Consider the following 19683-nt stretch of genomic DNA (forward strand, 5'->3'; position numbering starts at 1 on the left):
GCGGGAGCCACTCCATTTCGATTTTCCAGTTTCATCGATAAGAACAGCTTATGGATTTTCGCCAACTCCGCTATTTCGTCGCGCTCTACGAGGAAGGCCACGTCGGCCGCGCCGCCGAACGTCTGGCCCTGTCGCAACCGGCCCTCTCGCAGCAGATCCGCCAGTTGGAGCAGAACCTCGACGTCTCGCTGTTCCAGCGCAGCGGCAAGCGCCTGCTGCCGACCGTCGCCGCCCACACCCTGTACAACCATGCGGTACCGCTGCTGGAGGGATTGGAAAGGGCCCGCGAGGCGATGCGCGTATTCCGCGGACAGACCCCGCGCAGCCTGGCGATCGGCGTGCTGCAGACGGTCAACGCCAGCCTGGTGCCGTACATGGTCGAACGCCTGCACGCCGCGCAGCCGCACCTGCGGGTGCAGATCTACGAACTGTCGGGAATCGACATCGAGCGGCGCCTGCTCACCGGCAACCTGGACATCGGCATCGGCTTCCTGCCGCCGCGCCAGCCGGGCCTGCACAGCGTCGAGCTGTACGAGGACGAATTGCAGTTGGTGATCCCCGAGGAACACCCGCTGAAGGAATTCAGGAAGGTTTCCCTGGCCCAGGCCGCGGAGCTGCCGATGCTGCTGCTCGGCGAGGAGTTCCGCGCGCGCCAGATCTGGCAGGAGCAACTCGCCGCGATCGGCCGGCGGCCGCGGGTGCAGGCGGAGCTGAACCACATGAGCGGGATTCTCGACAGCCTGCCGCAGACCCGCTTCGCCACCGTTCTACCGGGCAAGGCACGGCAGATGCACTCGAACCAGCGGCTGCTGTGGAAACCGCTCAGCGAACCGCGCATCCCGCTGAAGGTCGGCCTGGTCTACCGCGACGCGCAACGCCAGCACGCCAGCGTCGAGCTGCTGCGCTCGCTGCTGGAAGGCGTGGTCTGAGCGACGCGGTTTTCCTCGGGCAATAAAAAACCCCGCCTTTTGGGCGGGGTTTTGCAGACCTCTATCCTGACATCCGTGCTACGCCACCATCCATGGTGGATTCCCTGAGTTTCCGTATTGTCTTTGGCGCTTCCTGCGCAATGTCCTGACGGTTTGAAGATTACGCATCTCCCCGAGAAGGAGAAAGCAGCCAAAACCACCGCCGTTTGTAAGCCTTGGCTTACACGCTGTAATAGTTCCGCTCGCCGGACCGACGGCAATCCCCAGCCGCCGGGAGCTTGCCATGCGTCAAGATGATCTGCGCCGGGGCCGCTACAGTGGCCAGTCCCCTCATCATCGCGAGCCTTCCCAGCATGGAATTCCAGCGCGTCCACCAGCAGTTGCTGCAAAGCCACCACCTGTTCGAACCGCTTTCTCCCGTCCAGCTCCAGGAACTGCTCGCCAGCAGCGACCTGATCAACCTCGACAAGGGCGCCTACGTGTTCCGCCAGGGCGAGCCGGCGCACGCCTTCTACTACCTGATTTCCGGCTGCGTGAAGATCTACCGGCTGACCCCGGAAGGCCAGGAGAAAATTCTCGAAGTGACCCACGAACGCAACACCTTCGCCGAGGCGATGATGTTCATGGACACCCCGAACTACGTGGCCACCGCCCAGGCCGTGGTGCCCAGCCAGCTGTTCCGTTTCTCCAACAAGGCCTACCTGCGCCAGTTGCAGGACAACACCCCGTTGGCCCTGGCCCTGCTGGCCAAGCTCAGCACCCGCCTGCACCAGCGCATCGACGAGATCGAGACGCTTTCCCTGAAGAACGCCACCCACCGCGTGGTGCGCTACCTGCTGACCCTCGCCGCCCACGCGCCGGGGGAGAACTGCCGGGTGGAAATCCCGGTGGCCAAGCAACTGGTGGCCGGGCACCTGTCGATCCAGCCGGAAACCTTCTCGCGGATCATGCACCGCCTCGGCGACGAGGGCATCATCCGCCTCGACGGCCGCGAGATCAGCATCCTCGACCGCGAACGCCTGGAGTGCTTCGAGTGAACAGCGCCACCGCTTGATCGCGGTCAAGCGCGCCACGGCCGGTCCGCCGGCAAGCTGGCGGGGTCGAGCCCGCGAGAACGCCCATGCGCCAATGCCTGTATTGCCTCCATGAAACCGAAGGCGCGGAAAGCGCCTGCGAACAGTGCGGCATGCCGCTGCCCAGCGCTTCCCAGCGCCAGCTCCAGCGTCGCCGGCAGCGGCGCTTCGCCTGGTTCTGCGTCGGGCTGGCGCTGTTCTGCCTGGGGATGATGCTCTGGCTGCCGCGCGATGTTCCCTGAAGCATCTCAGCGACGCAGGCGCCGATAGAGCTGGAGCAGGCGCTCGGGCAACTGCCCGGCGCGCTCGACCAGCGCGAAGCCGTCGGCGCCGAACAGGTAGGGCAGATAGTCCGCCGCATCCTTGTCGATGGTGATGCAGAAGGGCACCAGCCCCTGGCTACGCGCCTCGATCACCGCCTGGCGGGTGTCCTCGATGCCGTAGCGGCCCTCGTAGCGGTCCAGGTCGTTGGGCTTGCCGTCGCTCAACAGCAACAGCAGGCGACGCTTCTGCGGCTGCCCGCCGAGCACCTGGCTGGCCCGGCGGATCGCCGCGCCCATCCGCGTGTAGTAGCCCGGCGAAAGCGCCAGCACGCGACCGCGGACCTCGCCGCCGTAGCCTTCGTCGAAATCCTTCAGCACCTGCCAGCGCACCTGCTGCCGGCGCACCGAGGAAAACCCGTACAGCGCGAAGGGGTCACCCAGCGCCTGCAACGCCTCGCCGAACAGCAACAGGCTGTCGACGATGCTGTCGATCACTCGCCGCTGGTCGTCGAGGTAGGCTTCGGTGGACATCGACAGGTCTGCCAGCAACAGGCAGGCGAGGTCGCGCCGGCGCGGCCGCTGTTCGAGGAACAGGCCTGGCTGGGTGGAACCGCCGCGCCACCGCTCGACCTGGAAGTCGAGCCAGGCATCGAGGTCGATCTCGTCGCCCTGCGGCTGCTGGCGCAGGCGTTGGCGACCGTCGCGCAGGCAGGCGAACTGGCGGCGCAGATGCAGCGCGGTCTTCTCCAGGCGCGCCGGCAGGCCGGCGCTGGCCGCGCCGCGCGGCCGCATCGGTTGCAGCAGCACATGGTCGCTCAGCAGGCGCTGCTGCCGATAGTCCCACTCGGGCAGCTTCAGCCCGGGGCCGAGCGGCAGGTCGTCGTAGTCGGCGGCCGGCAGGTCGAGATCCAGGCGCAGGCCGCCGCCCTTCTGCGTGCGCTGGCGCGACAGCGACAGGTAGTCGAGGTCTTCGGCGACGCGCGCGCCGTCCGGGTCGTCCTCGTCGTCGCTACAGCGGTCCAGGGCCAGGTGCTCCGACCAACTGAGCAGGCTTTCCAGGCGGAACAGCAGCAGGTTGCGTTCGCTGTCGCGCTCCTCGACGCGCTCGGCACGCTTGCGCGCTCCGCTGCGGGCGACCTGGCGCTTGCCGGAGCCGGCGGCCGCTTCCTCGCCGTCCTCCGCGCTGGCGGAAGGCGTCCAGCGCTCGCCGGGATACAGCCACAGCGGCACCGGCCAGGGCGCCCGCTCGACTCGCGGGAAGCGCTCGACGCTGCCCGGCTCGGCAAGCGCGCAGCGCAGGGCGATTTCCAGTTCGGCATCTGCCGCCGAGCAATCGTCCAGCGACGGGCGCTGGCGCAGATGCGCGGCGACCAGCCGGGCGTAGCGCGGGCGCAGCGCCGGACAGGCGTCGAGCAACTGCCGCGCCCAGCGCTGGTTGTCCTGCGCCCAGTGCCGCAGCGGCCCGGCGCTGGCCGCCAGCAGCGCCAGCCAGCGATACAGTTCGCGGTTCAGCTCGGCCTGCGGATAGACCGCGAGGGACTCCGGCAGGCGCAGGCTATCGCCGTTGAACCAGGACACCGGGGCCTGCTCGCAGGTCCCGGCGACCCGCTGCAACCAGGTGCGGCGTAGCAGCAGGCGGCGCGCCGGGGTCGCCTCGAGGGCTACCCCCGGTGCGCCGCCGAGCGCCCGGAAGAGCATGCCGAGCGGACGCCGCATGCTCTCCAGGGTCACCCGCGCCGCCTCGAACTCGCCGCTGGCATGGCGGGTGATGAAGCGGTGCCAGTGGGCGCCGACCCATTCCTCCAGCTCGACGGCGAAGGCCATCTCAGGCGGCCGCCTTGCCGCGCCGGAAGCTCAGCAGGTAGGCGACCAGGCCGATGAGGAACACCACCCCGGCGCCTTCGCGCAGCCAGTAGAAGATCGCCAGCTGGTCCTGGGTGGCCATGAAGGTCATCGCCGCGCCGTCCGCCGGCATCCGTTGCAGCCAGACCTGCAGCACCCCGGCCGCGGAGAGGAACAGGGTGATGAACACCATCGCCACGGTCATCAGCCAGAAGCCCCACATCTCCAGGACCTGCGAGCGGTTGTCCATCGCCTCGCCGATCCCGCGCAGGCGCGGCATGGCGTAGGAGATGATGGTCATCACGATCATCGCGTAGGCGCCATAGAAGGCCATGTGGCCGTGGGCGGCGGTGAGCTGGGTGCCGTGGGTGTAGTAGTTGACCGGCGCCAGGGTATGCATGAAGCCCCAGACTCCCGCGCCGAGGAAGGCCATCACCGTGGTGCCCATGGCCCACAGCGCGACCGCGCGGTTCGGATAGTCGCGACGGCGGCGGTTGATGGTGTTGAAGGCGAACAGCACCATGGCGAAGAACGGCAGCGGCTCCAGCGCCGAGAATACCGAGCCGAGCCACAGCCAGTAGCCGGGTACGCCGATCCAGAAGTAGTGGTGGCCGGTGCCGATGATGCCGCTGATCAGCGCCATGGCGATGATCACGTAGAGCCACTTCTCGATCACCTCGCGGTCGACCCCGGTGATCTTCACCAGCACGAAGGCGAGGATCGCACCCATGATCAGTTCCCACACGCCTTCCACCCACAGGTGCACCACCCACCACCAGTAGAACTTGTCGCGGGTGAGGTTTTCCGGGTTGTAGAAGGAGAACAGGAACAACAGGGCGAGGCCGATCAGGCCGGTCATCAGGACCATGCCGATGGCGGTCTTGCGCCCGCGCAGCACGGTCATGCCGACGTTGAACAGGAAGCCCAGGGCGACGATCACGATGCCCGCCTTGCTGATGGTCGGCTGTTCGAGGAACTCGCGGCCCATGGTCGGCCACAGTTCGTTGCCGGTGAGCCTGGCCAGGCCGGCGTAGGGCACCAGCAGGTAGCCGAGGATGGTCAGCACGCCGGCGGCGGCGAATACCCAGAACAGGATCCAGGCCAGCTTCGGGCTGTACAGCTCGCAGTCGCTCTCCTCCGGCACCAGGTAGTAGGCAGCGCCCATGAAGCCGAACAGCAGCCAGACGATCAGCAGGTTGGTGTGCACCATGCGCGCGACGTTGAAGGGGATCGCCGGGAACAGGAAATCGCCGACCACGTACTGCAGGCCCATGATCAGGCCGAACAGGATCTGCCCGACGAAGAGGACCAGGGCGAACACGAAATAGGGTTTGGCGACCGCCTGCGAGGCGAATTTCAGGGAGCCATTGGGCGACATCATCAACCCTCCTTGTTCGGCGGCCATTGGTTGGTATCGATCTTCGAGCTCCACTTGAGGAACTCGGCCAGGTCGTCGACCTGGCCCTCGCTGAGATGGAACTGCGGCATGGCGCGGCGGCCCGGCACGTTCAGCGGCTGGATCTTCATCCAGGCCTGGAGGAAGGCGTTGAAGCCCTCCTCGCCGCCACGGCGTCCGACCACGTTGCCCAGCTCCGGCGCGAAGTAGGCGCCCTCGCCGAGCAAGGTATGGCAGCCGACGCAGTTGTTCTGCTCCCAGACCAGCTTGCCGCGCACCACCGCGGCGCTCATCGCGGCCTCGTTGGTGCGCTCGGGCAGGGTCTTCTCGGTGTGGTAGGTCAGGGCCAGGAACAGCAGGATGAAGAACACACTCCCGCCGAAATAGATGTTCCTGGCCATGCCTTTGGTAAAGGTCTCGGACATGCGGCCTCCTGGAATGGGTGGTGCGGCGATTCTAGGAAGCGGCGGCGGCGAACCCGCTTGATGGCAATCAAGATTCCCGAACGATTTACTCAGTTATTCAGCCGCGCCAGGTACAGCGCAGCGCCCACCGCCAGGGCCATCAGCAGCGGCCAGGCCAGCAGCAGGCGGCGCCATAGCGCCGGGGCATGGGCCAGCTCCATGAAGCGCTCGCCGATCAGCCAGCCCTTGGCCACCGCGCAGGCCAGCACCGCCGCCAGCAGCCAGGGAGACTCGCCGGCGCCGCCCAGCAGCACGCCGGTCACGGCCAGCGCCAGCAACGCCAGCCAGCAGAGGGTCAGGGTTCGCATCGGCACCTCATTGCAGGACGTAGACCAGCGGGAACAGCAGCACCCAGACCAGGTCGACCATGTGCCAGTAGAGCACTCCCGACTCCAGTCCCGAGCAAGCCTGCGGCATATAACACCGGCGCCAGCAGGCCTGCGCCAGCCAGCCGAGGATCAGCAGGCCGAGCAGGACGTGGAGGAAATGGAAGCCGGTCAGGCACCAGTAGAGGGTGAAGAAAGTGTCGTGCTCGATGTCCAGGCCGAGATCGGCGAGCCGCCCGTACTCGTGCAGCTTCAGGCCGACGTAGACCAGCGCCAGCAGCAGCGCCGCCAGCAACCAGCCGCTCGCCTGGCGCGGCCGTCCGCGGCGCACCGCATGCACCGCCAGCGCGGCGAGCCAGCCGGAGCTGAGCAGGGCCACGGTCAGCAACAGGCCCCAGCGGCTATCCAGTTGCTCCCGGCCGGCGCGGAACAGCTCCGGCTGCCAGGCCTGGGCGCCGGCGAACGCCAGTAGCAGCAGGCTGAACACGCTGAGTTCGGCGAGGATGAAGAACCACATCGCCAGGTCGCCGGGCAGGCGCCGCTCGACGGTCTCAGGCGACATGGAGATCGACGATGTCCATCAGTGCCGCCACCGTCGCCGGGTCGTCCGAGAGCGCTTCGGCCAGCGCCACCCGGCACGCCTCACGCGGGTCCATGCCGTCGCCGATGAGGCGCGCGGCGAAGATCAGCAGGCGGGTCGAGGCGACTTCCTCCAGATCGTGCTGCTCCAGCCGCCGCAGCGCCTGGCCCAACTGCACCAGGCGCTGCGCCAGGGCCTCGGCGCAACCGCTCTCGCCGACCAGGATGCGTGCCTCCTGCTGCGCCGCCGGGTAGTCGAAGCGCAACGCGACGAAACGCTGCCGGGTGCTGGGCTTCAGGCCCTTGAGCAGGTTCTGGTAGCCGGGGTTGTAGGACACCACCAGCATGAACGAAGGCGGCGCCTGCAACGTCTCGCCGGTGCGCTCCAGATACAGCTCGCGGCGGTCGTCGGCCAGCGGGTGGATGGCGACCGTGGTGTCCTGGCGCGCCTCCACCACTTCGTCCAGGTAGCAGATACCGCCTTCGCGCACCGCGCGGGTCAGCGGGCCGTCCTGCCACCAGGTACCGTCGGCGCCGATCAGATGGCGGCCGAGCAGGTCGGCGGCGCCCAGGTCGTCGTGGCAGGCGACGCTGTACAGCGGCAGCTCCAGGCGCCGCGCCATGTACTGGACGAAGCGGGTCTTGCCGCAACCGGTGGGGCCCTTGAGCAACACCGGCAGGCCGTGCCGCCAGGCGCGCTCGAAGACTTCGATCTCATGGCCGGTGGCCTCGTAGAAGGGTGTCGCGTCCCGCATGTCCTACTCCTGCGCTAGGGATTAGGACCGCACGCTATTCACAGTTGGAAGGTGCCACAAGCGCAAAGCAACGCAATCTTGATTCCGGTCAAGCAAGGGTAAAGACCCTGCTTTCTATGATCCTTTCGCGCCATGAATTCCCGGGAGTTCCCGACGCAGCCACCCCCAAAACACTGCTAAGGGAGCGCCTCGCAGGGCTCCTGAGGAGATAGACCATGCCATTTGGCAAGCCACTGGTGGGCACCTTGCTCGCCTCGCTGACGCTGCTGGGCCTGGCCACCGCTCACGCCAAGGACGACATGAAAGCCGCCGAGCAATACCAGGGTGCCGCTTCCGCCGTCGATCCCGCTCACGTGGTGCGCACCAACGGTGCCCCCGACATGAGTGAAAGCGAGTTCAACGAGGCCAAGCAGATCTACTTCCAACGCTGCGCCGGTTGCCACGGCGTCCTGCGCAAGGGCGCCACCGGCAAGCCGCTGACCCCGGACATCACCCAGCAACGCGGCCAGCAATACCTGGAAGCGCTGATCACCTACGGCACCCCGCTGGGCATGCCGAACTGGGGCAGCTCCGGCGAGCTGAGCAAGGAGCAGATCACCCTGATGGCCAAGTACATCCAGCACACCCCGCCGCAACCGCCGGAGTGGGGCATGCCGGAGATGCGCGAATCGTGGAAGGTGCTGGTGAAGCCGGAGGACCGGCCGAAGAAACAGCTCAACGACCTCGACCTGCCCAACCTGTTCTCGGTGACCCTGCGCGACGCCGGGCAGATCGCCCTGGTCGACGGCGACAGCAAGAAGATCGTCAAGGTCATCGATACCGGCTACGCCGTGCATATCTCGCGGATGTCCGCTTCCGGCCGCTACCTGCTGGTGATCGGCCGCGACGCGCGGATCGACATGATCGACCTGTGGGCCAAGGAGCCGACCAAGGTCGCCGAGATCAAGATCGGCATCGAGGCGCGCTCGGTGGAAAGCTCCAAGTTCAAGGGCTACGAGGACCGCTACACCATCGCCGGCGCCTACTGGCCGCCGCAGTTCGCGATCATGGACGGCGAGACCCTGGAACCGAAGCAGATCGTCTCCACCCGCGGCATGACCGTCGACACCCAGACCTACCACCCGGAACCGCGCGTGGCGGCGATCATCGCCTCCCACGAGCACCCCGAGTTCATCGTCAACGTGAAGGAGACCGGCAAGGTCCTGCTGGTCAACTACAAGGATATCGACAACCTCACCATCACCAGCATCGGCGCGGCGCCGTTCCTCCACGACGGCGGCTGGGACAGCAGCCACCGCTACTTCATGACCGCCGCCAACAACTCCAACAAGGTTGCCGTGATCGACTCCAAGGACCGTCGCCTGTCGGCCCTGGTCGACGTCGGCAAGACCCCGCACCCGGGGCGGGGCGCCAACTTCGTGCATCCCAAGTACGGCCCGGTGTGGAGCACCAGCCACCTGGGCGACGGCAGCATCTCGCTGATCGGCACCGATCCGAAGAACCATCCGCAGTACGCCTGGAAGAAAGTCGCCGAGCTACAGGGCCAGGGCGGCGGCTCGCTGTTCATCAAGACCCATCCGAAGTCCTCGCACCTCTACGTCGACACCACCTTCAACCCCGACGCCAGGATCAGCCAGAGCGTCGCGGTGTTCGACCTGAAGAACCTCGACGCCAAGTACCAGGTGCTGCCGATCGCCGAATGGGCCGATCTCGACGAAGGCGCCAAGCGGGTGGTGCAGCCCGAGTACAACAAGCGCGGCGATGAAGTCTGGTTCTCGGTGTGGAACGGCAAGAACGACAGCTCCGCGCTGGTGGTGGTGGACGACAAGACCCTGAAGCTCAAGGCCGTGGTCAAGGACCCGCGGCTGATCACCCCGACCGGCAAGTTCAACGTCTACAACACCCAGCACGACGTGTACTGAGACCCGCGTGCGGGGCACGCCCCGCACGCTCCCCCCTACGAGGAACCGTGATGAAACCGTACGCACTGCTTTCGCTGCTCGCCGCCGGCACCCTGCTCGCCCAGGGCGCCTGGGCCGAAGACCCCGAAGTGCTGTTCAAGAACAAGGGCTGCGTAGCCTGCCATGCCATCGACACCAAGATGGTCGGCCCGGCCTACAAGGACGTCGCCGCCAAGTTCGCCGGCCAGGCCGGCGCCGAAGCGGAACTCGCGCAGCGGATCAAGAACGGCAGCCAGGGCGTCTGGGGCCCGATCCCGATGCCGCCGAACGCGGTCAGCGACGACGAGGCGCAGACCCTGGCGAAGTGGGTCCTGTCGCAGAAATGAACGCCCCTCCGGACTTCCGGCGCGCCGCCAGCCACGCCTTGTGGCTGGCACTCGCGCTGACGTTCGCCTGTCCTCTTCCGGGCCTGGCCGACGAGCATCCCGATGCCCGTCGCCAGGCCCAGTTGCGTCACCTGCTGTTGCAGGACTGCGGCTCCTGCCACGGCCTGCGCCTGACCGGCGGCCTCGGCCCGGCGCTGACCCCCGAGGCCCTGCGCGGCAAGCCGCGCGAATCGCTGGTCGCCACCGTGCTCATGGGCCGCCCGCAAACCCCGATGCCCCCCTGGGCCGGCCTGCTCAGCGAAGACGACGCCGGCTGGCTGGTGGACCGCCTGATCGAAGGAGAGATCGCCCCATGAACCTGCGTCCCCTCGCTCCGCTTTTCCTCGCCCTGCTCGCCGGCTGTAGCCAGCAGCCGCCCTTGCGCGGCAGCGGCGACCTCGGCGTGCTGATCGAACGCGCCGACGGCAGCGTGCAGATCCTCGACGGCACGGCGAAGACCTCGCTGGCGCGGGTAGAAGGCCTCGGCGACCTGTCCCACGCCTCCCTGGTGTTCTCCCGCGACCAGCGCTACGCCTACGTGTTCGGTCGCGACGGCGGCCTGACCAAGCTCGACCTGCTGGCCCAGCGCATCGACAAGCGCCTGATCCAGGGCGGCAACAGCATCGGCGGAGCGATCAGCCAGGACGGTCGGCTGGTCGCGGTATCCAACTACGAGCCGGGCGGGGTCAAGGTGTTCGACAGCCGCACCCTGGAGCTGGTCGCCGAGATTCCCGCCACCCGCCTCCCCGGCCAGGACAGGAACTCCCGGGTGGTCGGCCTGGTCGACGCGCCGGGGCAGCGTTTCGTATTCAGCCTGTTCGACAGCGGCGAGATCTGGATCGCCGACTTCAGCCAGGGCGACACGCCGCGCCTGACCCGCTTCCGCGATGTCGGCAAGCAACCCTACGACGCCCTCATCAGCCCCGACGGGCGCTACTACATGGCCGGGCTGTTCGGCGAGGACGGCATGGCCCAGATCGACCTCTGGCACCCGGAGCGCGGCGTCAGGCGCGTACTCGGCGATTATGGCCGCGGCCAACGCAAGCTGCCGGTGTACAAGATGCCGCACCTGGAGGGCTGGACCATCGCCAGCGACCAGGCCTTCGTCCCGGCGGTCGGCCATCACCAGGTGCTGGTGCTCGACGCGCGCGACTGGAAGCATACCGATGCCATCGACGTCGCCGGCCAGCCGGTGTTCGTCATGACTCGACCGGACGACCGGCAGATCTGGGTCAACTTCGCCTACCCGGACAATGACAAGGTGCAGGTCATCGACAGCGAGACCCACGAAGTGATCGAAACCCTGCGCCCCGGCCCCGGCGTACTGCACATGGAATTCAGCGGGCGCGGCGACCAGGTCTGGATCTCGGTGCGCGACGCCGACCAGTTGCAGGTCTGGGACCCGTACCGCCTGGAGCGCATCGGCAGCCTTCCGGCCCGCAGCCCGAGCGGCATCTTCTTCAGCCACCGCGCCCAGCACATCGGACTCTAGGAGGCACCATGGACGACCTCTCCCGCCGCCTCCTCGCCCGCTACCAGAAAGGCCTGCCGATCTGCGCGGAACCCTATCGGCGGATGGCCGAAACCCTGGGTTGCAGCGAAGCCGAGGTGCTCGAACGGCTGCGTCGCCTGGAAGCCGACGGCGCGCTGTCGCGGGTCGGCCCGGTGCTCCGCCACCAACGCGCCGGGGCCAGCACCCTGGCTGCCCTGGCGGTGCCCGAGGAGCGTCTGCAACGGGTCGCCGAGCGCATCAGCCAGTACGCCGAGGTCAACCACAACTACCAGCGCGAACACCGCTACAACCTGTGGTTCGTGCTCACCGCCGGCGACCGCGCGCAACTCGACCGGGTACTGGCGGAGATCGCCGCCGACACCGGCCTGCAACCCCTCGACCTGCCGATGCAGGAAGCCTACTGCATCGACCTCGCGTTTCCCCTGGAGGCCAGCCGATGAACCCCGTCGAACCCCTCGCCGCGCCGCAGCGGCAACACCTGCGCTACCTGCTGGAACAGGGCCTGCCGCTGGCCAGCCGGCCCTACCGGGTGCTCGCCGAACGCATCGGCGCCGGCGAAGACGAAGTGCTGGAACAGGTCCGCCGCTGGGACGAAGACGGCCTGTTCCGCCGCTTCGGGGTGATCCTCCACCACCGCGCCCTGGGCTATACCGCCAACGCCATGCTGGTGCTGGACATCGCCGACGCGGAGGTCGACGCCGTCGGCCGCGCCCTCGCCCACGAGTCGATCGTCTCGCTCTGTTACCGCCGCCCGCGTCGCCTGCCGATGTGGCCATACAACCTGTTCTGCATGATCCACGGCCGCGAGCGCGGTGAAGTGGAACGCCAGATCGAGGCTCTGCTGGAGCGCCACGACCTGCGCCAGGCACCGCACCGCTGGCTGTTCAGCCTGCGCGCCTACAAGCAGTGCGGCGGCCGCTACACCGCGCCGCCGGCCGACCTGGAGCGCCGCCATGGATGAGTTCGACCGGCGCCTGCTGAACCGCCTGCAACACGGCCTGCCGCTGGAGCCGCACCCCTACGCGCTGCTCGCCGACGAGCTGGATTGCCGCGAGGAAGACATCCTGCGCCGCCTCGACGACCTGCTCGACGACGGCACCCTGACCCGCTTCGGTCCGCTGTTCGACATCGAGCCCCTCGGCGGTGCCTTCACCCTGGCCGCCATGAGCGTGCCGGAGGCGCGTTTCGAAGAGATCGCCGCGCTGCTCGCCGGCTGGCCGCAGGTCGCCCACAACTACCGTCGCGAGCACGCCCTGAACATGTGGCTGGTGGTCGCCTGCGACAGCCCGGCGGAGGTCGCCGAGACCCTCGCACGGCTGGAGCGCGAGAGCGGGCTGGCGGTGCTCGACCTGCCCAAGGAGGCGACCTACCATGTCGGCCTGCATTTCCCCCTCTGACGCCCTGCTCGCCCGCCGCCTGATCGAACTGACCCAGGCCGGCCTGCCGCTGGTCGCCGACCCTTGGGCGTGGATCGCCGCGCAACTGCGGCTGAGCGAGGCGGAGACCCTGGCGCTGCTGAAGCGCCTGCGCGACGCCGGGGTGATCCGGCGCATCGCCGCGGTGCCCAACCACTATCGCCTTGGCTACCGGCACAACGGCATGACCGTCTGGGACGTCGCCGACGAACGCATCGAACGCCTCGGCCGGCTGGTCGGCGGGCTGTCCTTCGTCAGCCATTGCTACCGGCGCCCGCGCCATCTGCCGCAGTGGCGCTACAACCTGTTCGCCATGGTCCACGGCCGCAGCGAAGCGGAGATCGAAGGCTACCGCCAGCAGATCCGCCTGCTGCTCGGCGAGGACTGTCGCGCCGACGAGATGCTGGTGAGCAGCCGCATCCTGAAGAAGACCGGCCTGCGCCTGGCGCAGAAGGAGGAACGTCCATGCTGAGGATCAGCCATTACCTGCGCAGCCTCGCCGAGGACGCGCCGGCGCCGCGCCGTACCGGCGGCAGGCGCGCCCCGGTGGTGATCTGGAACCTGCTGCGGCGCTGCAACCTGACCTGCAAGCACTGTTACTCCACCTCCGCCGACAGCGACTTCCGTGGCGAGCTGGAGACCGCGGGAATCCTTCGCGGCATCGACGACCTGCGCGCCGCCGGAGTGCGCGTGCTGATCCTCTCCGGCGGCGAGCCGCTGATGCACCCGGACCTCTTCGAGATCGCCGCCCATGCCCGCCAGGCCGGGATGTTCGTGGCGCTGTCGAGCAACGGTACGCTGATCGACGAAGGCAACATCCAGCGCGTCGCCGAGGCCCGCTTCGACTACGTCGGCATCAGCCTCGACGGCCTGCGCGAGACCCACGACCGCTTCCGCCAGAAGCAGGGCAGCTTCGACGCCGCGCTGGCGGCCATGCGCCTGTGCCGCGAGGCGGATATCCGCGTCGGCATGCGCACCACCCTGACCGAGGAGAACGCCGCGCAACTACCGGCACTGCTCGACCTGATGCGCGAACTCGACGTGCAGAAGTTCTACCTCTCGCACCTCAACTACAGTGGCCGCGGCCGCCGCAGCCGCGCCCTCGACGCCCACCACCGGCGCACCCGCGAGGCCCTCGCGCTGCTCTTCGAACGGGCCGACGAGGACATCCGGCAGGGGCGCGACAGCGACTTCGTCACCGGCAACAACGACGCCGACGCGATCCTCCTCCTCGACTGGCTCAAGCGCCGCCGCCCGCAGCAACTGGCGCGTCTCTGCGAGCTGCTGCTGGACTGGGGCGGCAACGCCTCGGGCGAGGGCATCGCCAACATCGACAACACCGGCGAGGTGCATCCGGACAGCTACTGGTGGCACCACAGCGTCGGCAACATCCGCCATCAGCGCTTCGCCGACTTCTGGTTCGAGCGCCCAGACCCGCTGCTCCTGCAACTGCGCCAGCGCCCGCGGCCGGTGGGCGGGCGCTGCAGCCAATGCCGCTGGCTGGACATCTGCAACGGCAACACCCGCACCCGCGCCTGGGCCGGCGGAGAACTCTGGGGCGAAGACCCCGGCTGCTACCTCAGCGATCAGGAAATCGGCCTCGAGCGCATCGCGCTGCACGCCGTCTAAGGAAAGCCTCATGAACACTACCGTGATTCCGCCGTCCCTCCTCGATGTCGACTTCCCCGCCGGCAGCGTCGCCCTGGTCGGCGCCGGCCCCGGCGATCCGGGCCTGCTCACCCTGCGCGCCTGGGCCCTGCTGCAACAGGCCGAGGTGGTGGTCTACGACCGCCTGGTCGCCCGCGAGCTGATCGCCCTTCTGCCGGAAAGCTGCCAGCGCATCTACGTCGGCAAGCGCTGCGGCCACCACAGCCTGCCGCAGGAAGAAATCAACGAGCTGCTGGTGCGCCTGGCCCGGCAGCAACGCCGGGTGGTACGCCTGAAGGGCGGCGACCCGTTCATCTTCGGTCGCGGCGCCGAGGAGCTGGAGCGCCTGCTCGAAGCCGGCGTCGACTGCCAGGTGGTCCCCGGCGTCACCGCCGCCTCCGGTTGCAGTACCTACGCCGGCATCCCGCTGACCCACCGCGACCTCGCCCAATCCTGCACCTTCGTCACCGGCCACCTGCAGAACGACGGCCGCCTCGACCTCGACTGGGCCGGCCTGGCACGCGGCAAGCAGACCCTGGTGTTCTACATGGGCCTGGGCAACCTCGCCGAGATCGCCGCGCGCCTGGTCGAGCACGGCCTCGCCGGCGACACCCCGGCGGCGCTGGTCAGCCAGGGCACCCAGGCGGGCCAGCAGGTGACCCGCGGCGCCCTTTCCGAGCTGCCGGCGCTGGCGCGGCGCTACCAGTTGAAGTCGCCGACGCTGATCGTCGTCGGCCAGGTGGTGGCGCTCTTCGCCGAGCGCGCGATGGCGCATCCTTCATACCTGGGCGCCGGCTCGCCGGTCAGCCGCGAGGCCGTCGCATGCGCCTGATCGGCCTCGCCCTCGGCCTGCTCCTCGGCGCCCTCGCACAGGCCGGCGAAGCGCCGGGGGAAGCGCTCTACCGCCAGCACTGCCAGGCCTGCCACGGCGCCGGGCGGCTCGGCGGCAGCGGCCCGACCCTGCTCCCGGAAAGCCTTTCGCGGCTGAAGCCGGCGCAGGCCCGCGAGGTGATCCTGCACGGTCGCCCGGCAACCCAGATGGCCGGCTTTGCCGGTCAATTGGACGCAGCCGCGGCGGACGCCCTGGTCGCCTATCTCTACCAGGCGCCGCCGCGCGAACCGCAGTGGAGCGCCGAGGACATCCGGGCCAGCCAGGTTCAGCCGCATCCCCTCGCCACCCTGCCGTCCGGGCCCCGCTTCGAGGCCGACCCGCTGAATCTGTTCGTGGTGGTGGAGTCCGGCGACCACCACGTGACCATCCTCGACGGCGATCGCTTCGAGCCCATCGCCCGCTTCCCCTCGCGCTACGCCCTGCACGGCGGTCCGAAGTTCTCCCCGGACGGGCGCCTGGTGTACTTCGCCTCGCGCGACGGCTGGGTGACCCTCTACGACCTGTACAACCTGAAGGTGGTCGCCGAGGTCCGCGCCGGCCTCAACACGCGCAACCTGGCGGTCAGCGACGACGGGCGCTGGGTCCTGGTGGGCAACTACCTGCCCGGCAACCTGGTGCTGCTGGACGCCCGCGACCTGTCCCTGGTGCAGGTCATCCCGGCGGCCGACGCCCAGGGCCAGGCCTCGCGGGTCAGCGCGGTATACACGGCACCGCCGCGGCACAGCTTCGTGGTCGCCCTGAAGGACGTCCACGAGCTGTGGGAGCTGCCCTATGCCGACGGCAAGCCGGTCGCGCCGAAACGGCTGGCGGTTGCCGACTACCTCGACGACTTCTCCTTCAGCCCCGACTACCGCTACCTGCTGGGCAGCTCGCGGCAGGCCAGGGGCGGCGAGGTGATCGAGCTGGACAGCGGCGCGCGGGTCGCCTCGATCCCGCTGTCGGGCATGCCGCACCTCGGCTCGGGCATCTACTGGAAGCGCGACGGGCGCTGGGTGTTCGCCACGCCGAACATCAGCCGCGGGGTGATCTCGGTGATCGACCTGCAAAACTGGAAGCCGTTGAAGGAAATCGTCACCGACGGCCCCGGCTTCTTCATGCGCAGCCATGCCGACTCACCCTACGCCTGGACCGATACCTTCCTTGGCAAGAAACACGACGAGATCCTGCTGATCGACAAGCAGACCCTGGAAATCGCCCATCGCCTGCGCCCCAGCCCGGGCAAGGTGGCCGGCCACGTCGAGTTCACCCGCGACGGCCGCTACGCCCTGCTCAGCGTCTGGGACCGCGACGGCGCGCTGGTGGTCTATGACGCGCACAGCCTGGAGGAAGTGAAGCGACTGCCGATGAACAAGCCGTCGGGCAAGTACAACGTCGGCAACAAGATCGGCTATGCGGAGGGAACCTCGCACTGAGGCTCGGGCGAGACGCCATCAACGGATATCCCCGTATCCTCCGCGACGGACCGCGACAACCCTGTCCCCTCACGGCACGAGGAAAACCACGGGAATGGCGGATAACCGCAAGCGGTTATTCGCCCTACCGCCCACCCTGCGCGAGGAGCCGTAGGGCGCATAACGCCAACGGCGCTATCCGCCGATCACCCTGTCCCATCACGGCCCCGAGAAAACCCTGGGAATGGCGGATAGCCGCAAGCGGATATCCCCCCACCCGTCCCGTGCGCCGAGCCCCCGGCGCCCAGAAAAAAGCCCCGCATCGCGGGGCTTTCCGTCTCAGGCGCCAGGCCTCAGAACTGCTCGGCGTCCAGCAGGTACAGCGACTCGCTGCCGGCGCGCACGGAGGCGCTCAGGGAATGGATGCGCGGCAGCAGGCGGGCGAAGTAGAAGCGCGCGGTACCCAGCTTGCTGGCGTAGAAATCGTCCTCGCCCTGCTTGGCCAGCGCGGTGCGCGCCATCAATGCCCACATGTAGGCGTAGGCGGTGTAGCCGAACACATGCAGGTATTCGACCGACGCCGCGCCGATCTCGTTGGGGTTGCCCTTGGCGCGGTCGAGCAGCCAGGCAGTCAGCTCTTCCAGGTTCTCCACGGCGGCCGCCAGCGGCTTGCTGAACTCGCCCAAGGCCTCGTCGGCGGCAGCGACGAAGGCCTTGATCTCGTCGGTGAAATGACGGGAGAAGGCGCCGCCGCTGCCGATCACCTTGCGTCCCACCAGGTCGAGCGCCTGGATGCCGTTGGTGCCTTCGTAGATCTGCGTGATGCGACAGTCGCGCACCAGTTGCTCCTGGCCCCATTCGCGGATGAAACCGTGGCCGCCGAAGATCTGCTGGCCATGGATGGTGGTTTCCAGCCCCATGTCGGTGAGGAATGCCTTGGCCACCGGGGTCAGCAGCGCCACCAACTCTTCCGCGCGCTTACGGGTGACCGCATCTTCGCTGTACTTGGCGGTGTCCAGTTGCATCGCGACGTAGCTGGAGAAGGCGCGGCCGCCTTCGTTCAGCGCCTTCATGGTGAGCAGCATGCGGCGTACGTCGGGGTGCACGATGATCGGGTCGGCGGCCTTGTCCTTGGCCACCGGGCCGGTCGGCGCGCGGCTCTGGATACGCTCGCGGGCATACTCGATGGCGCTCTGGTAGGAGCGCTCGCCGGTGGCCAGGCCCTGGATGCCGACGCCAAGGCGCTCGTAGTTCATCATGGTGAACATCGCCGCCAGGCCCTTGTTGACCTCACCCACCAGCCAACCGGTGGCGCCGTCGAAGTTCATCACGCAGGTGGCCGAGGCCTTGATCCCCATCTTGTGCTCGATGGAGCCGCAACCCAGGCTGTTCTTCTCGCCCAGCGAACCGTCGGCGTTGACCAGCACCTTCGGTACCAGGAACAGCGAGATGCCTTTCGGCCCGGCCGGGGCGTCGGGCAGCTTGGCCAGCACCAGGTGGATGATGTTCTCGGTCAGGTCATGCTCGCCGCCGGTGATGAAGATCTTGGTCCCGCTGATCTTGTAGGAGCCGTCGGCCTGCGGCTCGGCCCTGGTGCGGATGATGCCCAGGTCGGTGCCTGCATGCGGCTCGGTCAGGCACATGGAACCGGCCCAGATACCGGCGTACATGTTCGGCAGGTACTTGTCCTTCAGCTCGTCGCTGGCATGGGCATTGAGCGCCAAGCAGGCGCCGGCGGTCAGCATCGGATACAGGCCGAACGACAGGTTGGCCGAGTTGACCAGTTCCTCGACCTGCGCCGAGATCACCTTGGGCATACCCATGCCGCCGTAGGCCGGATCACCGCCGACGCCGACCCAGCCGCCTTCGGCGTAGGTCCGGTAGGCCTCGGGGAAGCCGGCCGGGGTGCGCACCGCGCCAGCGTCCCACTGGCAGCCTTCCTCGTCGCCCGGACGGTTCAGCGGGGCGATGGTGCCGGCGGTGACCTTGCCGGCCTCTTCGAGGATCGCCGCGGCGGTCTCGGCGTCGACCACTTCGGCCAGCGCCGGCAGTTGCGCCCAGAGCCGGGAGACCTCGAACACCTCATTGAGGACGAAGCGCATGTCGCGCAGCGGAGCTTTGTAATCAGCCATGTGGGGGAATCCTCGATCGTACCGATCGCCGGCCGGGGGCCAGCGGCAACAAAATGGAGGCACGAAAGGTGTGCCGCGGCCGAGTCTACACCACCAACATTTCGGACTCGTAGCGTCACGTCGTGACCAGCAAGTCTATATCCGTCTTCTATGCGAAAGGCATGAAAAAGCCCGCTTTTCGCGGGCTCGAGCGAGATCGCCGGGAGTCCGGTGGGCCCGGCGGGTGCGGGAGAAACCGCGGGAAGAAGCGCCGCGCCCCTGCCCCGGCAGCCGCTAGAGCGAAAACTGCTCCGCCGACAGGCTCATCAGGCCCGCCGCGCCGGCCTGGATCGCCGCGGCATGCGCCGCGCTGCGCGGCAGCAGGCGACTGAAGTAGAAGTCGGCGGTGGCCAGCTTGGCTTCGTAGAACGCGGCCTCGCCGCTGCCGGCATCCAGCTTCTCGCGCGCCACCAGGGCGATGCGCAACCAGAAATAGGCCAGGGTCACGTAGCCGGAGAACATCAGGTAGTCCACCGAGGCGGCGCCCACTTCGTCGGCATTCTTCATCGCCGCCAGGCCTACCTGCTGGGTCAGCTCGCCCCACTGCGCGTTCAGCGCCGCCAGTTGCGCGACCTGTCCCTTCAGTTGCGGATGCTCGGCCTGGGCCTGGCACAACTGGTGGACCCGTTTGGTGAAACCGCGCAACAGCTTGCCCTGGCTGCCCAGTACCTTGCGGCCGAGCAGGTCGAGGGCCTGGATGC

At 68.1% G+C, this 19683-nt stretch carries 22 protein-coding genes; 14 read left to right on the forward strand and 8 right to left on the reverse strand.

From position 1 onward, the window contains the following. Positions 1–50: 50 nt before the first annotated feature. The 3 genes from HMPREF2886_RS12590 (at position 51) to HMPREF2886_RS12600 (ending at position 2244) form a co-directional block, all read left to right on the forward strand. Positions 51–929, forward strand: a complete 879-nt coding sequence (locus tag HMPREF2886_RS12590; RefSeq protein ID WP_003084893.1) for a LysR family transcriptional regulator — start codon at positions 51–53, stop codon at positions 927–929. 353 nt (positions 930–1282) lie between these two features. Further along, positions 1283–1966, forward strand: a complete 684-nt coding sequence (gene dnr / locus HMPREF2886_RS12595) for a transcriptional regulator Dnr (protein WP_033971478.1) — start codon at positions 1283–1285, stop codon at positions 1964–1966. Positions 1967–2049: 83 nt separating this feature from the next. Continuing rightward, positions 2050–2244, forward strand: a complete 195-nt coding sequence (locus HMPREF2886_RS12600) for a hypothetical protein (protein WP_039026906.1) — start codon at positions 2050–2052, stop codon at positions 2242–2244. A gap of 6 nt (positions 2245–2250) precedes the next feature. Here the strand turns inward: HMPREF2886_RS12600 and HMPREF2886_RS12605 are convergent, their stop codons facing one another. The 6 genes from HMPREF2886_RS12605 to nirQ form a co-directional block, all read right to left on the reverse strand. Further along, the gene (locus HMPREF2886_RS12605) at positions 2251–4089 is read right to left on the reverse strand and encodes a nitric oxide reductase activation protein NorD (RefSeq protein ID WP_070747460.1); all 1839 of its coding nucleotides are present in this window, start codon (positions 4087–4089) and stop codon (positions 2251–2253) included. A gap of 1 nt (position 4090) precedes the next feature. Beyond that, on the reverse strand, positions 4091–5488 hold the full coding sequence (gene norB / locus HMPREF2886_RS12610) for a nitric-oxide reductase subunit NorB (RefSeq protein ID WP_033971474.1): 1398 nt from the start codon (positions 5486–5488) through the stop codon (positions 4091–4093). Continuing rightward, positions 5488–5928, reverse strand: a complete 441-nt coding sequence (gene norC / locus HMPREF2886_RS12615) for a nitric oxide reductase subunit NorC (protein WP_033978011.1) — start codon at positions 5926–5928, stop codon at positions 5488–5490. The genes norB and norC overlap by 1 nt, the downstream gene beginning before the upstream one ends. Positions 5929–6017: 89 nt before the next feature. After that, on the reverse strand, positions 6018–6275 hold the full coding sequence (locus HMPREF2886_RS12620; protein WP_033978013.1) for a cytochrome C oxidase subunit IV family protein: 258 nt from the start codon (positions 6273–6275) through the stop codon (positions 6018–6020). A 7-nt stretch (positions 6276–6282) separates the two neighbouring features. Continuing rightward, entirely contained in the window at positions 6283–6810 is a 528-nt protein-coding gene (locus tag HMPREF2886_RS12625) for a cytochrome c oxidase subunit 3 (protein WP_073649051.1), read from the reverse strand. Positions 6811–6844: 34 nt separating this feature from the next. After that, positions 6845–7627, reverse strand: a complete 783-nt coding sequence (gene nirQ, locus HMPREF2886_RS12630; protein WP_033971466.1) for a transcriptional regulator NirQ — start codon at positions 7625–7627, stop codon at positions 6845–6847. A gap of 215 nt (positions 7628–7842) precedes the next feature. On the opposite strand from nirQ, the gene nirS reads away from it, so the two are divergent. From nirS to nirN, 11 genes are read left to right on the forward strand one after another with little or no spacing between them, the layout of a single operon-like run. Then, entirely contained in the window at positions 7843–9549 is a 1707-nt protein-coding gene (nirS, locus tag HMPREF2886_RS12635) for a nitrite reductase (protein WP_070747463.1), read from the forward strand. A gap of 50 nt (positions 9550–9599) precedes the next feature. Further along, positions 9600–9914, forward strand: a complete 315-nt coding sequence (gene nirM / locus HMPREF2886_RS12640) for a cytochrome C-551 (RefSeq protein WP_003129143.1) — start codon at positions 9600–9602, stop codon at positions 9912–9914. Then, positions 9911–10270 carry a cytochrome c55X gene (gene nirC, locus HMPREF2886_RS12645; protein WP_003084870.1) on the forward strand — a complete coding sequence of 120 codons (360 nt, stop codon included), beginning with the start codon at positions 9911–9913 and terminating at the stop codon, positions 10268–10270. The genes nirM and nirC overlap by 4 nt, the downstream gene beginning before the upstream one ends. Further along, on the forward strand, positions 10267–11445 hold the full coding sequence (nirF, locus tag HMPREF2886_RS12650; RefSeq protein WP_070747465.1) for a heme d1 biosynthesis protein NirF: 1179 nt from the start codon (positions 10267–10269) through the stop codon (positions 11443–11445). Before nirC ends, nirF begins: the two co-directional genes overlap by 4 nt. 8 nt (positions 11446–11453) lie before the next feature. Further along, positions 11454–11906 (forward strand): AsnC family transcriptional regulator, encoded by a 453-nt coding sequence (locus HMPREF2886_RS12655; protein ID WP_003084864.1) that lies wholly within the window; start codon positions 11454–11456, stop codon positions 11904–11906. Then, positions 11903–12427 (forward strand): siroheme decarboxylase subunit beta, encoded by a 525-nt coding sequence (locus HMPREF2886_RS12660; protein ID WP_033971462.1) that lies wholly within the window; start codon positions 11903–11905, stop codon positions 12425–12427. The genes HMPREF2886_RS12655 and HMPREF2886_RS12660 overlap by 4 nt, the downstream gene beginning before the upstream one ends. After that, a complete protein-coding gene (locus HMPREF2886_RS12665; protein ID WP_004352179.1) occupies positions 12420–12863 on the forward strand; it encodes an Lrp/AsnC family transcriptional regulator in 444 nt (147 codons plus the stop codon). The genes HMPREF2886_RS12660 and HMPREF2886_RS12665 overlap by 8 nt, the downstream gene beginning before the upstream one ends. Beyond that, positions 12838–13353: a siroheme decarboxylase subunit beta gene (locus tag HMPREF2886_RS12670; protein WP_003084858.1), complete on the forward strand. Its 516-nt coding sequence runs from the start codon at positions 12838–12840 to the stop codon at positions 13351–13353. The genes HMPREF2886_RS12665 and HMPREF2886_RS12670 overlap by 26 nt, the downstream gene beginning before the upstream one ends. Beyond that, positions 13347–14510, forward strand: coding sequence for a heme d1 biosynthesis radical SAM protein NirJ (gene nirJ / locus HMPREF2886_RS12675; RefSeq protein ID WP_039026909.1), 1164 nt, complete (start codon positions 13347–13349; stop codon positions 14508–14510). Before HMPREF2886_RS12670 ends, nirJ begins: the two co-directional genes overlap by 7 nt. 10 nt (positions 14511–14520) lie before the next feature. Continuing rightward, on the forward strand, positions 14521–15360 hold the full coding sequence (gene cobA / locus HMPREF2886_RS12680) for a uroporphyrinogen-III C-methyltransferase (protein ID WP_070747467.1): 840 nt from the start codon (positions 14521–14523) through the stop codon (positions 15358–15360). After that, positions 15351–16832, forward strand: coding sequence for a dihydro-heme d1 dehydrogenase (gene nirN, locus HMPREF2886_RS12685; protein WP_033978021.1), 1482 nt, complete (start codon positions 15351–15353; stop codon positions 16830–16832). Before cobA ends, nirN begins: the two co-directional genes overlap by 10 nt. Positions 16833–17164: 332 nt before the next feature. Here nirN and HMPREF2886_RS12690 read toward each other — a convergent pair whose 3' ends face one another. After that, entirely contained in the window at positions 17165–18943 is a 1779-nt protein-coding gene (locus HMPREF2886_RS12690; RefSeq protein WP_033971455.1) for an acyl-CoA dehydrogenase C-terminal domain-containing protein, read from the reverse strand. Positions 18944–19216: 273 nt separating this feature from the next. Beyond that, positions 19217–19683 (reverse strand): acyl-CoA dehydrogenase C-terminal domain-containing protein (locus tag HMPREF2886_RS12695; RefSeq protein ID WP_177344452.1); only part of this gene is annotated, 467 nt, incomplete at its 5' end.

Origin of the sequence: Pseudomonas sp. HMSC066A08, assembly GCF_001813025.1 — a bacterium.
GTDB classification, from domain to species: domain Bacteria; phylum Pseudomonadota; class Gammaproteobacteria; order Pseudomonadales; family Pseudomonadaceae; genus Pseudomonas; species Pseudomonas aeruginosa.